17 protein-coding genes are annotated in these 13,808 nt (G+C 57.3%); 6 read left to right on the top strand and 11 right to left on the bottom strand.

The genetic code is table 11. The features are described 5' to 3' along the window. Positions 1–151 precede the first annotated feature (151 nt). The 5 genes from ACQ4WL_RS00085 to ACQ4WL_RS00065 all read right to left on the bottom strand — a co-directional run bounded on the left by ACQ4WL_RS00085 (position 152) and on the right by ACQ4WL_RS00065 (position 4,402). A complete protein-coding gene (locus tag ACQ4WL_RS00085; RefSeq protein ID WP_436507330.1) occupies positions 152–1,147 on the bottom strand; it encodes a FecR family protein in 996 nt (331 codons plus the stop codon). Positions 1,148–1,270: 123 nt separating this feature from the next. Next, positions 1,271–1,786 (bottom strand): RNA polymerase sigma factor, encoded by a 516-nt coding sequence (locus ACQ4WL_RS00080; protein ID WP_436507329.1) that lies wholly within the window; start codon positions 1,784–1,786, stop codon positions 1,271–1,273. A 2-nt stretch (positions 1,787–1,788) separates the two neighbouring features. Beyond that, the gene (locus ACQ4WL_RS00075; protein ID WP_436507328.1) at positions 1,789–2,520 is read right to left on the bottom strand and encodes a TonB C-terminal domain-containing protein; all 732 of its coding nucleotides are present in this window, start codon (positions 2,518–2,520) and stop codon (positions 1,789–1,791) included. 393 nt (positions 2,521–2,913) lie between these two features. Further along, on the bottom strand, positions 2,914–3,216 hold the full coding sequence (locus ACQ4WL_RS00070) for an HNH endonuclease (protein WP_436507326.1): 303 nt from the start codon (positions 3,214–3,216) through the stop codon (positions 2,914–2,916). Positions 3,217–3,493: 277 nt separating this feature from the next. After that, positions 3,494–4,402 (bottom strand): LysR family transcriptional regulator, encoded by a 909-nt coding sequence (locus tag ACQ4WL_RS00065; protein WP_436507325.1) that lies wholly within the window; start codon positions 4,400–4,402, stop codon positions 3,494–3,496. A 117-nt stretch (positions 4,403–4,519) separates the two neighbouring features. Here ACQ4WL_RS00065 and ACQ4WL_RS00060 point away from each other — a divergent pair, with 117 nt between their 5' ends. The 6 genes from ACQ4WL_RS00060 to ACQ4WL_RS00035 all read left to right on the top strand — a co-directional run bounded on the left by ACQ4WL_RS00060 (position 4,520) and on the right by ACQ4WL_RS00035 (position 9,974). Next, a complete protein-coding gene (locus ACQ4WL_RS00060) occupies positions 4,520–4,888 on the top strand; it encodes an aldo/keto reductase (protein WP_436507324.1) in 369 nt (122 codons plus the stop codon). 49 nt (positions 4,889–4,937) lie between these two features. Then, complete coding sequence (locus tag ACQ4WL_RS00055; protein ID WP_436507323.1) at positions 4,938–5,525, top strand: flavodoxin family protein; 588 nt, start codon at positions 4,938–4,940, stop codon at positions 5,523–5,525. A gap of 53 nt (positions 5,526–5,578) precedes the next feature. Continuing rightward, positions 5,579–6,004, top strand: a complete 426-nt coding sequence (locus tag ACQ4WL_RS00050; RefSeq protein WP_436507322.1) for an ester cyclase — start codon at positions 5,579–5,581, stop codon at positions 6,002–6,004. Positions 6,005–6,603: 599 nt separating this feature from the next. Further along, complete coding sequence (locus tag ACQ4WL_RS00045) at positions 6,604–8,064, top strand: tyrosine-type recombinase/integrase (protein ID WP_436507320.1); 1,461 nt, start codon at positions 6,604–6,606, stop codon at positions 8,062–8,064. Between the two features lie 263 nt (positions 8,065–8,327). After that, positions 8,328–8,918, top strand: coding sequence for a hypothetical protein (locus tag ACQ4WL_RS00040; RefSeq protein WP_436507319.1), 591 nt, complete (start codon positions 8,328–8,330; stop codon positions 8,916–8,918). A 159-nt stretch (positions 8,919–9,077) separates the two neighbouring features. Then, entirely contained in the window at positions 9,078–9,974 is an 897-nt protein-coding gene (locus ACQ4WL_RS00035; RefSeq protein ID WP_436507318.1) for a DUF6236 family protein, read from the top strand. Between the two features lie 301 nt (positions 9,975–10,275). Here the strand turns inward: ACQ4WL_RS00035 and ACQ4WL_RS00030 are convergent, their stop codons facing one another. From ACQ4WL_RS00030 to ACQ4WL_RS00005, 6 genes are all read right to left on the bottom strand, one after another. After that, positions 10,276–10,575, bottom strand: a complete 300-nt coding sequence (locus tag ACQ4WL_RS00030) for a hypothetical protein (RefSeq protein WP_436507316.1) — start codon at positions 10,573–10,575, stop codon at positions 10,276–10,278. Further along, positions 10,572–10,967, bottom strand: coding sequence for a hypothetical protein (locus ACQ4WL_RS00025; protein ID WP_436507315.1), 396 nt, complete (start codon positions 10,965–10,967; stop codon positions 10,572–10,574). Before ACQ4WL_RS00025 ends, ACQ4WL_RS00030 begins: the two co-directional genes overlap by 4 nt. Next, positions 10,964–11,299: a ubiquitination-like system serine protease family protein gene (locus ACQ4WL_RS00020; protein WP_436507313.1), complete on the bottom strand. Its 336-nt coding sequence runs from the start codon at positions 11,297–11,299 to the stop codon at positions 10,964–10,966. The genes ACQ4WL_RS00025 and ACQ4WL_RS00020 overlap by 4 nt, the downstream gene beginning before the upstream one ends. Continuing rightward, entirely contained in the window at positions 11,296–11,760 is a 465-nt protein-coding gene (locus ACQ4WL_RS00015) for a D-Ala-D-Ala carboxypeptidase family metallohydrolase (protein WP_070345369.1), read from the bottom strand. Before ACQ4WL_RS00015 ends, ACQ4WL_RS00020 begins: the two co-directional genes overlap by 4 nt. Beyond that, positions 11,757–12,086, bottom strand: coding sequence for a hypothetical protein (locus tag ACQ4WL_RS00010; RefSeq protein WP_227742029.1), 330 nt, complete (start codon positions 12,084–12,086; stop codon positions 11,757–11,759). Before ACQ4WL_RS00010 ends, ACQ4WL_RS00015 begins: the two co-directional genes overlap by 4 nt. A gap of 242 nt (positions 12,087–12,328) precedes the next feature. Then, a partial coding sequence (locus ACQ4WL_RS00005; protein ID WP_436507311.1) for a tail fiber domain-containing protein occupies positions 12,329–13,808 on the bottom strand: 1,480 nt, incomplete at its 5' end.

The raw sequence follows: 13,808 nt of genomic DNA, 5'->3' as shown, positions 1-13,808 counted from the left end.
ACCGAATAGCGTCTGCGACAAGCCCCTATGTATGGGTGACGAACAGCACCACGCAAATACCGCAAACTATTTTGGAACTTTTTTCGCAGCCCCCGACATATCCTGTGCAAGATCGCACGGACCCGCAGTGCAAGACGATGGGGAAAGCCGTTCAGCTCAAGAGCAACAATCCCGCCGGCAGCGACCGGGCGTGCAACTGAAACGATTCCTGCAACTGCCACAGTGCCAGATCCAGCGAAGCCGTGGAAAAGCGCCCGCTGACCGGCTTGTTGCGCGCGGCATCATTCATCAGCACCACGCGACCGGAGCGGTAACGATTGATCTCGTCGAGCACATCGGCCAGAGGGGCCTGGTCAAACACCAGCAGCCCTTGGCGCCAGGCCGACACTGTTTTCGGATCGATGCTGGCGATGTCGCCCAGCGAACTGGCGCCATACACCATTTGCTGGCGGGCATGGAGTTGACGCGTTCCTGCAGGATGTTGCACGCGGACGCTGCCTTCGATACAGGTGACACAGACCTTGCCATTCAGATGACGCACTTCGAGCCGGCCAGATTCGAGCAGGCTGCGGCCAACGCCGGCCACCACCGCAAATGCCCTGCCGCCCGTCAAATCGATGGCGGCTTCGCCCGTGATCAGGTCCAGGCCGACCAATTGGCCGCCATCGGTCTGGCGGCGAACACTGGTTCGCGTGTTCAGCAACACATCGATACCGGCGGACAGCGCCAGCGTGCGCTGTTCCCCGGTGGCGGTGCGGTCATCCGCATTCCACTCATCCGGCGCCGGCCACAAGCCCAGGGGGGGATGCACCACGGCCACGCCAGCGACCGCCGCCGCACTGATGGCAGCACCGAGGAAGGCCCGCCGCCCACCCGGCACCAGGCGAGGACGGCACGCGCCCAGCGTCGCGGCTTCCGGCTTAACGCGCAGCAACTCGCGGGCCGGGGCCTCAATCGCATCCCAGCGGCGCTTCACGTCGTTGTAGGCGGCTTGATGCAAAGGACTCGCTTTGATCCAGCGCCTGAACTGCTGTGCATCCACTTCGCGCGCGTCTCCCGAAGTGAGCAGGCGCAACCAGTTCCACGCCTGGGCGTCCAGCTCGGAGGGCGAAGTGGCGTGACTGTTCTTGGGCGGCGGCATCTTCATCGTGTCATATCCAGCGGCCAGGCGCGGCCGTAAAGCAGGAAACCGGCAGGCTGCTGCGTGTTGCGTGTATATATTTTTTGCTCTCTCATACTGGATGACGAATGGCGTCCCGGAAAACCCGCATTATTTATTCTCCGCCGCCAGATACGCGTCAAGGCGTTCATGCACGCGCTTCAATTCGTACTCGACCGTCCGCAGCGACACGCCCAGCCGTCGTGCGGCCTCTTTTTGCGTCACGCCTTCCGCATGTACGAGCAGCGCGACGGCCCGACGGCGCTCGGGCATGCGATCAAGAAGCTGGAACAAGCCATCGAGGTCCGAGCGTATCTCGGCGGTCCGCGCCGGGCCAGGCGCCGGATCCACCATTTCCTCCAGCAATGCATCGATATTATCGCCTGACAGCAGGCGGCTGTGTCGGCGCTGGACATCCACCGCAATGTTGATCGCCATGCGGGACAGGTAGGCCCCCGGATTCTGGATCGGCCCGTGGTCCTCGCTGCCCTTCAGCCGCAGCCAGGTGTCGTGCAGCGCATCGCCGGCATCCTCCGCATTGCCGAGCTTTCGCGTCAGGCGCTGCTTGATGGATGTGTAATGCTTGCCCAGGTAGTTCAGCAGGAAGAGCTGCGTGCCTTCGGACATGGCTAGCCCGCCCCCGGTTGCTGCTCGCACTGCGGCCCTGCATCCGGTGCATTCGGTGCAACCATCATGGACAAGCGCTGCCGCGCGATCGCCGCTGGCGGCAGGCGGCCGATGTGCACACCGCGCAGCGTGTGCAGCAACGCGGCATCGCGGCGGGCATCGCCGCTGCTGCCGAGAAGACGGACACCGCCGATGCGGCCATCCGGCTCCAGGTAAAACTGCAGCAAGGAAGTATAGTTACCCGGCCGGGTACGCGCATCCGAGCACAGCGCCTGCCAAATACGCATCTGGACCAGTCCGGCATAGCCATCCTCGCGGAACAGCTCGGCCAGGCCATTGTGAGTCGATGCGGACGCCGGCACTGCGGATGCCGCACCGGCCTCTTTCAGAATGAATGTCTGGCCCAGGCCAGAACTCCGCTTGTCCGCAATCAGCCCCGTACCTTGCAGCAGGATACGCAATGCTCCTTCTGCCGAGTGAAGGCCGTGTACCGCCGTGGAGGTACGGGCATGCACTAGATCGCTGGGAAACAAGGCCGGTTGTCCGGTGGTGTCCGCATACTGGTTCAGTGCCGCATTCAGCGGCTGCGCCGGGATGTTGAAAGCAACGGAAGGCATACCTGCATCAGCGACGGGTTTGACACGTGCAACGCCCGCGAGCGGCAGATCAGGAGAAGCACCAAGGGCATTTCCCGCTGATCCGATAACCCCACCCAGTACCCAGAAGAGCGCCATCGCGCTACAGCCCAACGCACCAGCGTACACACGCCCGCAACGGTGCTGCAAGGGCCATGGCAGGAGGACGGATCGAATCGGCAAGGTAGGCACACCACTCTGAAAAGGTGCATAGTGGCATTCAAATGTGACGGTGTTGTTACATCAATACCAGTCCATCCTTGGGCTGGCAGAAGCATGTTGGGTTGACGGGGCAGATCACCAAGTCGATGGCGGGGTTATCGGACTGACACGTCCAGGAATAGGTTGACACTTTTTTGATGGATAGAAAGAGTGCCAGATGTAGCAAGGGCTATTCGCCCTGGCCAAGGACGCACGCGAGGTGGTGATGCAGCTCGAGCACAGGCAGCTACATTTCCACTCAGTTATAAACTGTCTCCAAGACAGCGATTTTCAGCGCGGCAATTTATACCGTACCAGCAGCGTAGGTCCCTTGCCGCCGGGTGGCGTCAGCAGTATCTCGTCACCCGGCTGCATCTCTTCATACATCACGGTGCAACAGGTCGGCATCGAGTGTCCGCGTGCCGGATAAACGCCAACGTCGGTGTGCAGGGTCGCAGCACGCACGTCCACGCTGGTCTTGCCGGCCTTTCCCTCTTCTTGCAGCAGTTTGCGCAGTGCGGTGACGAAGTCCCCTTTCCTGAGTCTGGCAAGTGCCTGGCTTGCTTGCGGGCGAGCGCTTGCGTCGTTTTTCATGGCAGTTTCTTTCAGTGTATACATTCCCGCCACTATATCATTGCCCCTTAGCGGCATCACGCCAAAATAGACGCTCGCCCGGGCCGCCTAATTGAATCGCCACCAGTCGCTTGGCTGCGTCGGGAGCGAAGCCGTAAGGTTATGATTCACGGCAAATGGTGTGGGTCGTTAGTAGAACAAATAGAGTTGGTCGGACCACAACCACAGTTAAGTGTGTGATTCAATAAGCCTAGCGAACAGGGAAACTAGACGCGATAGCAAGCACAGTCCGCCGTGACTACCGGTCCAGGTCAGGCATCAGGATGTTCTCAAGCCATTCGACGAAGATGCGTACCCGGCGTGACAGGTTATGCCGGTGTGCTACCACGATAGATACTGGCAAGGATTTTGGCCGCAAATCAGGCAGAACTTCTACTAGCTCGCCACTGCGAAGGAAAGGCTTAAGGCTCGAAAGGCCGGCCTGAATCAGTCCAAGCCCCGCCAGGCCGGCGCTATGGTATGTCTGCACGTTGTTGACGCTGAGCGATCCTGGAAGTGCAAGCACAGCATAGGTCTGGCCTGCAGGATATTCCCAACCAAGCGTCCGACTGCCCAGTGTTGGGCTGTAGTGCACCATGCGATGTCCCTGCGCCAACAGGTCTTCCAGCGTGTGCGGAACGCCGTACCGCGCCAGGTAGGCTGGACTCGCGGCATTCACCATCCGCAAGGTGCCAAGCGTCCGCGCAACGAGGGTCTCGTCAACGATGCCACCAACGCGAAGGACACAATCCATTCCTTCCTGAATCAAATCAACGCGCCGGTCGGTGCTGGATAACTCCAGCTCGATTCCGGGGTATCTCTCCATGAACGTGGGCAACGCCGGCATTACCGTGGAGCGAGCAAATTCAGTAGACAGATCGATGCGGAGACGGCCGCTGAGCGGGGCCTCGCTCGCGGCGAACATCGCGCTTAGGTCCTCAGCATCGGCAAGCAATGCACGTGCGCGCGCGGAAAAGCTGCGGCCATCCTCAGTCAACTGCACTGTCCGGGTTGAGCGGTGCAGCAAACGGGCGCCCATCTGCGCCTCCAGTTCACGCACCACGTTCGATGCGCGTCCTTTCTGGATGCCGAGACTCTCTGCGGCGCGAGTGAAACTGCCCATTTCTGCAATGCGAACAAAGATTGCCAGCGCCTCAAGATTTTGCATTGTAATTTTTTAGGGTAACAATGGGTTTTGATTGGAGTACTTTATAGCAAAATTCGCACAGGGCATAGTTAACTCTACTGGAGCAAAGGGTTGCTCCCACGAATGTTGGAGGTCGCAATGCTCTACAAGCAACTGGGAAACACTGGACTGTTCGTGTCCGAGCTCTGTCTCGGCATCATGACCTTCGGGCCTTCGGGACAACAAGGCCTGGATCACGATATCGCGGGGATGGATCAGCTGACGGCAGATAGCATCGTTGAACAATGCATCGCTGCCGGGGTCAACTTCTTCGATACCGCTGATGTTTACACGCAGGGCCAGTCCGAGCGAATGCTGGGGCAGGCTTTAAAAAACCTGGCGTGGCGTGCAAGGACATTGTCATTGCCAACGAGGCCGCCGTTGATCTCTGAGCGACGCGCAGAGTGCAGCTTAAAGCAACGGCAAAAGCACACTTATCGCAGCGTTGTGTATTCCGTTTTTTTCTGACGTCCGCTAAAGCTAGCGAATCACATTACTGAACATTAAGGTTTTTATCATGAGCATGCATTCTTCGGAATTAAAAGGTGTCGTTATTTTCCATTCGGGCTATGGCCACACTAAGCGGGTGGCGGATGCCGTTGCGACAGGCGCGAGAGCAAGCTCGTTGCAAATCGATGCAGATGGGAATCTGTCCGACCAGGCATGGGCGGAAATCGATCAAGCACATTTCATCATTTTGGGATCGCCCACCTATATGGGCGGACCTAGCTGGCAATTCAAGAAATTCGCGGACGCTTCGTCCAAACCATGGTTCGCTGATCTTTGGAAGGACAAAGTTTTTGGCGGATTCACTAATAGCGCCAGCGTCAATGGCGACAAACTGGCGACGCTGCAGTATTTCAGCCTGCTTGCCGCACAACATCGCGGTATCTGGGTGGGCGTGGGAATGAAGTCGTCCAACACAAAGGCCTCTCAGCGAGATGACATCAATCGTATGGGGTCCTTCCTCGGGCCAATGGCGCTGTCGCCGGCCGATGCGGCACCGGAAGAAATGTCTTCAGGCGACTTGGAAACCGCGCGTCTTTACGGCTCGCGTGTTGCCGAGATAGCGGCCAAATTGCTCTTGGGCGCTACCCCATACTGATTCCTCCTCAAGCAACTAAACCAATTACTCTCATGAATACGTCAAATATAGACTTGTCCTCGCAATTACGCACCGAACGCATCGCAGTTGAAACGCTGTATCGCGCGTTCAACGAGCAAAACCCAGATATCGTGGATTCGATCCTTGCACCGGAGTGGGAGGATATTCCGCTGGCGCCAGGCCAAGGGTCCGGTCCAGCCGGCATCAAGCCCATCATTCGCATGGTTGTTGCCGCGTTCCCGGACGTGCACATCACTATCCACGACATGGTTCAAGAGCCGGGCAAGGTTGGCGTGCGTGCCAAGCTCAGCGGTACCCATCTCGGCGAACTGTTCGGCATTGCGCCAACCGGCAAAAAGGTGAGCTTCCGTCTGCACGAATTTCACACCGTAGCCACCGGCCTAATCACCACCACCTGGCACATGGAGGACTGGTTCGGTTTGTTCTTGCAACTGGGCCAATTCCCATCGCATGGTTAAATTCATCAATATCGGCCGGCATTACATCAGAAATATCAGCTGATGGAGAGTGCTGGCATCTGAACCGCGGCTCCCCCGCCGCGCAAAGAACTGACGCCAGCTGTTGGCCTGGTCGTCATTCAATGGTCTGGGCAGCGTCAGATCACCTTTGCCTGGCTAACGACAGGGTCGCGGCGTTCACGAGGACGTAGAGGGGGCATCAAGTCGGCCGGGTCAATTCGGCCAGCAAACGAACACGCTCGGGCCTGGGGAAGGATCCTCAGTAGAAAAACCTGTTTCAAGCCATACCAAATGATTGCAAACAAGCCCATGTTTTCGTAGGGGTAAATGCAGGGGTAAAAACTCACACCCATGAAAAAGGCCAATCCGAAGATTGGCCTTTTTCTTTCATTCTAATGGTCGGGACGGGAAGATTCGAACTTCCGACCCCATGCACCCCATGTGAAAAACTGATGTACGAGCACGTACATCAGTATCAATCAATAGAACAAATAACCATTACAAATCAAAGACTTACAAAATACACATGTACGAATACGTATGAGGAGATACACTAGCAACCAATATTATTTAAGGCACGGTTAAGGCACGGAATCGATATGGCGAAAATGACGGCGAATCAGGTGGCAGCACTCAAGCCCAAGGACAAGCCCTATAAGCAAACCGTGGATACCGGATTGCAGTTGCGCGTTGCCACCAATGGCGTGAAGACTTGGGTGATCCAGTATGTCGTTTCAGGCAGGCAGCGCGAGCTTCGGCTGGCGCGTCCGTTCGGGACCACCAGCAGCGATGGCTATATTTCGCTTGCCGATGCGCGCGATGAAGCGGCGAAGGTTCGTGCAATGGCGCGCGCCGGTATCGATATTCAGGTTCAAGAGGAAGAACGGCGCGCCGCCATCGAGCAGGCCAAGGCCGAGGCGGCCGCTGCGCAGTCTGCAGCGGAAGCCATCAGCAAGGCCTCGGCCCTTACGGTACAAGACATGTTCGATGCATGGATAACTGACGGCGTGCGCCGCAAGGATGGCAACGCCATGCTCAAGCGCATGTTCGCCACCGACGTGCTGCCGGCAATCGGCACCGTGGCCATCAAGGATGTCACCGAGCACCATTTGCGCGCCGTGCTGCGCGCCATGGTCGAGCGTGGGGTCAACAGGTCGGCCGTGATGCAGCGAAACAGCCTGACGCAAATGTTCGCCTGGGCCCGCAAGCGACAGCCCTGGCGCAAGTTGCTGGTCGATGGCGATCCGATGGAGCTGATCGAGATCGATAAGATCGTCAGCCCCGACTATGACCTCGACAATATGCGAGACCGCATCCTGTCGGCCGACGAGATCCGCGAGTTGCACACCATCATCACCAAGATGCACACGGACTACGATGCAGCGCCGAACAAGCGCATCGTGCAGCAGCCGCTGGAAGCGACGACCGAGCGCGCCATCTGGATCATGCTGTCGACCATGTGCCGAGTCGGCGAAACCGCGAAGGCACGCTGGGAGCATGTGGACCTGGCCGCCGGCACCTGGTTCATCCCGAAAGAAAACGTCAAGGACAACGTGGCCGACCTGACCGTCTACCTTTCGGCGTTCGCGCTGGGCCAGTTCCAGCAGCTGCACGCGCACACTGGCCATAGCGCCTGGTGCTTCCCAGCCCGGAACAATGAAGCCAGCATTGAGGGCAAGTCGATCAGCAAGCAAGTCGGCGACCGCCAGTCAATGTTCAAGAAGAACAAGGACGGCACGCCGCGCGCGCCACTGAAGAATCGGCGCAGCGACGACACCCTGGTGCTGGCCGGTGGCAAGAATGGCGCCTGGACGCCACACGACCTGCGCCGCACGGGCGCGACGATGATGCAATCGCTGGGCATATCGCTGGAGCTGATCGATCGCTGCCAGAACCATGTTCTACCGGGTAGCAAGGTGCGGCGGCATTACATGCTGCACGATTATGCGGATGAGAAGCGGGCGGCTTGGGCTGCGCTGGGTGAACGGCTGAAGTGTTTATTGGCAATTGATCTGAATCGTGTGATTATTGGTGACAATTTGATACATTCTGCAAAGTAAAAAAGTTTACACTATGAAAATGTCTCAATTGTAGCCATAAGAGATACGTGCACACTTACAGCCAGCCCCTCCTCATCACAGAAAAAAGCCATGTCCGACAACAAGAAAAATCCACTGCCATCTAACAAGCCAATCCCAACACAAGACCGCAGGCCAGCCCAAGATTCGAACAGAGGCAACGTGCACGGCACCTACGACAATGGCAATAAAAATAGTATCATTCCAAAAGTTCCAACTCCAGACAACCCCACCAGGCCTAGAAAATGACTTTGCAAACGCCACCGCTCGCTCAAGAATTTACTGAGGCCGAGCTTGATCACGCCTTCGAAAAGCGGTGTGTTGCATTATATAGAGCCGAATTGTCAGCCCTGTACCACCAAAAACGAGAGCGTTTTTTTGAACTCGCCGACAAGCTTGGTAAGGCCGCGTCTTTATTTGGTGGCTCCGCCGCACTTTGGAAAATTGGAGACGAAAATATGGTCAAAAACCTGGCGGCCTTCATTACCGCCAGCTCCGCCCTATCGTTAGTTTTTTCTTTTTCAGAGCGTTCAAAACGTCATGCGGAATTAGCGCAAGGATTTAGAGCAATAATTTCCGAAATTCTTGCGAAGAGTGAGTTTGAAATTATCCCTGTTGATGCTGGCACTTGGATGAGCAAAATCTGCACACTTGAAGCAAAAGAGCCGCCATCACTATCCGCATTGACCGTAATGTGTCAAAACGAATTAGCAATTTCCAAAGGGGCGAATGATAGGATTCGTCCGCAGAGTTGGCGCACCAGAATTTTTGCGCATTTCTTCGACATGCCACTGAGTAGCGCTCCTATACCTACTCAAAAAGCGCCTTCTTCGTAATCGCCTAAAATTCACTGACATAATTGCGACCTTTCGGCCAGGCGAGTTAGGGTCAAGAAACTAAGAAGTTGGTGCGAGCAAGTATCGTTGATTACAATTGTTTTGAAGTTATATCTATCGACAATTATCATACATAAAAATACTTCCAATGGAACCATTATGGGTGAGGCAAAAAGAAGAAAAACTACGGAAGCCAGCTTCGGTACAATACCGAAAATTCGCCCATATCGCGGACTCATCATAAGCCCTCCCTTAGAAATAAATGGAACAAATCTGCACATTAAATCAACAAGCATCGATGCACAAGAACTTCGATTTTCATTGTTGTTTTGGGATAAATTGATTTGGCCCTCATCGCGAAACATATATATTGGAAGCGGACCCGAAGAAAAATTCCTCGAATCTGCGGGCATTTTATCTCGCCCTGATTACACGTTTAACGGTGATGGAGCTCAAGGAATTGCGCGAGGTCAGATGCAAGCATTCCGAGATAGAAACCTGACGGAGCCAGGCGTTTGGGCACTTGCTCAAGGCGAAAACTCCTTCACGCTTTTAGGCGAAAAAATTGATGAAAATACTGGATCATTAATTGAGTTACACAGAGCAATACCATTGCCGACCCGAGAAGTGCCACTTGCTGATATATTAGAATTCAAAGAAAAGCGACGTGATGAATTATGGGTTCTGCGGAACACCTTGGAGAGTTTTGTATTTTGCATAGAGAATTCTCATGATAAAGAACACGAATTAAAAAAAACCATTTCCGAATTGGACAGAGCTTGTTCCGATTTAATTTCTTTGGGAAAGGAGTGGCGATTTCCGGTGTACTTATCAAATCTAAAAGCATCCTTCAATCTTGCTCCAACCAAATTCTTGCCATCTGTAATTGCTGGCTGGAAGGTGGGAGAGCCTTATGGACTTACTGCCGCCAGCATCGCAGCAGGCTCAGCAGGAATGGTCAGTACTATTGATATTAAAGCAGACTGGGGATTCCGTTCCATTAAAAATCCAATGAGCCCCTATCGTTACGCTTATCATATCGAACGGGAGCTGTAGCAATATTTCCATTGAGTTGCCGAGGCGAAATATATCCGCCTCACTAGTTACAACTAAAGCCCGAAGCCAGAGTCTGTAGGGAAATTACCTCCCACTCCCTATTGTTCTGGCGAAGCCTTGACAATCCCGCCCCGTCGCGGCCACCTCCTCCGTCTGCAGGATCAAGGCTTGAATAGCTCGCGCCACTGAGTCAGGAAGTAGCCCGCTGGCGGTACCGGCTGCAGCGCATCCTTCGGTGCCACTGGCACCGGCGGGGGCGGCAGGTTCAGCACTTGCACAGAAGGCGGGCTTGCGCATACGCTCAGCGCTCTGCTTTTGCCTCTGGCAAAACGCAACCCGCAATTGCCGCCTCCAGTTCCACTTCATACTTCCGGCCGCGCGGCCAATCCCGGGCCAGCGCCAGGACGATCTCACCATCCGTTGCCGCTGGCGCCAGCTGGTCAAACTCATAGGCCGGCCGCTGCGGCACCGACTTTACACATGGTGTAAAGATGGGAATTTCGACGCGCTGCACAGCCGGCGGCGCACTGGCGCATCCGGCCAACAGTGCGGCACACGAGATTGCGAAATTGCGAATTATCGAAAGTTTCCGTGCTTTCATCGCACGCCCTCCAGCAGCAGCCTGACGGCAGGCATGGCCTCGTCGCAGGTGGTGGCGCGCGCGCCAGCGATCTGCGCCAGGGCCGCGTCGTACTTCTTGCCCTTGACAGCAGCGGCCACCTGCGCCGCCGCACCGCGTTCCTGCGCTACCAGCGTTGCCCTGGCCATGCCATCGATGGCGACGTTCTGCTCAGTGATCGATGTGCGCAGGGCAGCGCTGGCGCCCTGCTCCACCGCCAGCGCCGCGCGCGCCGTATCGCGCTCGCCAGCGGCCAGCCGCCAGGCGGTACCGGTAGAGCTGGCCACCAGCAGCAGCGCGGCGGCCAGCACGATGGCCGTCGCCTTCCAGATTCCGCTGACGGCGGCGCCCGCCAGCACGCTGACGGCGCTCAAGATGCCCGCCAATCTGGCATTTCAACAGTCTGGCTGGCCAGATCATGGTCGCAATCGCCGAGAAACTGGATCCGACCATCGATGACGAATGAATGGCATACCTCCGGCGGATCCCCCTCTTCTTTCACAAATGACGAATCAACCGCGCGACCTGTCGTGACCAGCACAGAAGGCGAAAACGTTGGTTTATCGCCGTTGCCATTGAACGACCAGGTGGGGCCGGACCAGCCTTGTCCGGCTTCGTGGACGACGTGTTCATAGCCGCAACCGGGGCAATGAAACATCAGCCCGCCCAGCTGGCTGCGCCACAGCTTGCTGCCCTGGGCGCTCACGGCCGCACCTGCAAGATGCCAGCGCGCGTGCCGTGGCGGTCGATGGTGATAATGCGGTTGATCGGCTTGGCCACCATCTTTGTGCTGACATGCACCCAGGTCAGCTCGTTGATGATCTGGCCGATGCCGAACTCGTCCAGCTTGGGCAGTAGCGCCTGGCACACCTGGTACGGCGTCATGCGCAGCGCCTTGAAGTCGGCTGCCATGCCGCGCACATGGTCGCTGCCATCGCTGCTGCCGATGCCCCGATTCACAGGAATCGAGCGGTAGCCGCTGATATTGGTCAGCGGCGTGTCGATGCCGGCGCAAGCCGTCAGGTAATTGCGGATGCGCTGCAGCAGCTCGGCCGTACGCTGCAGTTCGGCCAGCACGACGGCCGGCGGCGTGTTGTCGACGCCGTGACGCGCGGCCCAGTCGGAGGCAGTCAGTTCCTGCAGGGTAAAATTCTTGGTCAGGTTCACAGGCCACCCCGCACATCCTTGACGACGGCGGCCGCATCGCGCGCCAGCTCGCCGATATCCTTGTCGCGGCGCTTGTCGAACCAGCGCACCGTGGCACCCAGCACCCACCAGGCGGGCAAGCCGGCCGCCACCATCAGCGGCGCAGCGATGAACAAGAAGCCCAGCGCCGGGTCGCTGCCGTACAGCACGGCGACGGCGCGCGCGCTGTCGAACAAGCCCGGCATCCAGTTGCGCACGACCACGACCAGGGCCGGCCCCATCAGGGCGGAAAAGAGAATAGTGACGAAGAAGCGCACGCCCGCTTCCTTGGCAGTTTTTGGCCACATGAACATGAATCCCAGAGAGGTTGCGGCAGCGCCGGCTAAGACCGGGATGCCAAAAATTTTAATCAGTGCGCCGCCGGCGGCGGTCGTTTCGATGGCCATGTAGTGCCTTTCAGGTGGTGGAAATGAAAAAACCCGCCGAGGCGGGTTTGAGGTGAAAATTACAGACATGAGCTACACGGCTTCTAGTGCAGCAAGGCGCGCCTCTGTTTTGGCGAGGTGGGTCATCAGTCAGTAGCCTACCGCTAGGACTTGGTTGCACATGCGGCAAGCATCGCGCGCAGCTCCTTGACCTCACGTGCCAGCATGATGGCGGCGGTCAAGGCAGTGTGTGCGTAATTCACGGTAAGGAGGCCATGGCTGTCCTCATACACAGATTCAGGGGATACCTCCCGAATCTCCTGTGCAGACACACCGATGTGCCGCACATCAGGATCGCCCATAGCGTACATCATGTATGTGCCGCACTTGACCCCAGCGAGGTCGTCGAGCCAGTTTGTAGGCAAACCGAGCCAATCGTATTTCAAGCGCTCATCGGACGGGGAGCTAATGTTCGCCGCCCACATATTGCCCGAGTTACTCAGGCCAGCTACAGCGGCACCGGACGTGTTAGTCCAGAAAATATCCGCGGAGGTTCCCGAGTCGAGGATGTAGTTGCGCGTCAACCCGTTAGCTAATTTCAGACCTATGATCGACTGGCCGGTACCCGACTGGGAAGCAACCAAAGAAGTTCCGCTCACCGAGCCGCTGGCTGTAATACTGCCATTGGCCTCCACGTTGCCTGAGTTGGTAACTCGCAGCACATACGTAACGCCGGATTTTTCCGCCACACGGAAACAATAAGTAGCGTCCGATCCGATACCGCCCAGCATGGTGTCGCCGCTCTTGAACATGATCCTGAGCGTGTTTGCGGAATCTACCGTGAGCGAGGCCTTGACTACAGGGTTTTCGATGGGCGCCTTCAAATCCAGCGCCGCTTTTTGCAGAATGCTGACCGGCTTGTCCTGATCGGCGGTATTGTCGACTTTGGAAAGCGACACTTTGTCGGCCTTCAAATCAAGCGCAGCTTTTTGCGCGGTGCTGATCGGCTTGTCCTGATCTGCGGTATTGTCGACTTTGGAAAGCGACACTTTGTCGGCCTTCAAATCAAGCGCAGCTTTTTGCGCGGTGCTGACCGGCTTGTCCTGATCGGCGGTATTGTCGACGCGACCCAAGCCAACATCGCCCTTGCCGCCTGACGTGGCCACCGCTGCAAACTGTGGCTTACCAGTAATGCTTACCCAGGTCGGAGCGTATGCGCTCGGCAGCGCGTCAGTAATGCCATAGCCAGCCAACGTTGTCGCGCGAGCCGCTTTTTTGGTATCCAACTCTGCCAGCGCCGCCTGCACATTTGCCGCAACGATCCCGCCCACCGGCGTGCTTGCAACTTGTGAGGCAACGTTGGCCGGAATCGTCACCCAGGCGCCGGCCTGGAACACTCGTAGGCAGCCGCCGTTCAGCACCGTGTCCCAGTAGGTCGCGCCGGCCAGCAGCGCGCCGCCGCCATTGTCCAGTTCGGGCGGCAACGCCTTGGCACCGAGATAACGCGCATCGAGCGCCCGGAATGAAGCCGCCGCTGCAGTTGCAGAGATTGCCGCAGCGCCATTCGACTGAGCCGCCGTAGCGGCCGCAGAGGCCGCAGATGCTGCGCTCGCTGCGGCCGCCGCGGAATTCTGCGGGATATCG

This window comes from Janthinobacterium kochi (genome assembly GCF_051380715.1).
Taxonomy (GTDB): Bacteria; Pseudomonadota; Gammaproteobacteria; order Burkholderiales; family Burkholderiaceae_D; genus Janthinobacterium.
Note: the sequence above shows the minus strand (reverse complement) of the source record. Positions and strands in the feature narration are given on the sequence as shown.

Coding starts and splice junctions, on each gene's coding strand:
- ACQ4WL_RS00030 (WP_436507316.1), bottom strand. CDS start 10,575: ATGAAAGCACGGAAACTTTCGATAATTCGCAATTTCGCAATCTCGTGT.
- ACQ4WL_RS00055 (WP_436507323.1), top strand. CDS start 4,938: ATGAGCATGCATTCTTCGGAATTAAAAGGTGTCGTTATTTTCCATTCG.
- ACQ4WL_RS00065 (WP_436507325.1), bottom strand. CDS start 4,402: ATGCAAAATCTTGAGGCGCTGGCAATCTTTGTTCGCATTGCAGAAATG.
- ACQ4WL_RS00040 (WP_436507319.1), top strand. CDS start 8,328: ATGACTTTGCAAACGCCACCGCTCGCTCAAGAATTTACTGAGGCCGAG.
- ACQ4WL_RS00075 (WP_436507328.1), bottom strand. CDS start 2,520: ATGGCGCTCTTCTGGGTACTGGGTGGGGTTATCGGATCAGCGGGAAAT.
- ACQ4WL_RS00080 (WP_436507329.1), bottom strand. CDS start 1,786: ATGTCCGAAGGCACGCAGCTCTTCCTGCTGAACTACCTGGGCAAGCAT.
- ACQ4WL_RS00085 (WP_436507330.1), bottom strand. CDS start 1,147: ATGAAGATGCCGCCGCCCAAGAACAGTCACGCCACTTCGCCCTCCGAG.
- ACQ4WL_RS00035 (WP_436507318.1), top strand. CDS start 9,078: ATGGGTGAGGCAAAAAGAAGAAAAACTACGGAAGCCAGCTTCGGTACA.
- ACQ4WL_RS00010 (WP_227742029.1), bottom strand. CDS start 12,086: ATGTGGCCAAAAACTGCCAAGGAAGCGGGCGTGCGCTTCTTCGTCACT.
- ACQ4WL_RS00045 (WP_436507320.1), top strand. CDS start 6,604: ATGGCGAAAATGACGGCGAATCAGGTGGCAGCACTCAAGCCCAAGGAC.
- ACQ4WL_RS00060 (WP_436507324.1), top strand. CDS start 4,520: ATGCTCTACAAGCAACTGGGAAACACTGGACTGTTCGTGTCCGAGCTC.
- ACQ4WL_RS00070 (WP_436507326.1), bottom strand. CDS start 3,216: ATGAAAAACGACGCAAGCGCTCGCCCGCAAGCAAGCCAGGCACTTGCC.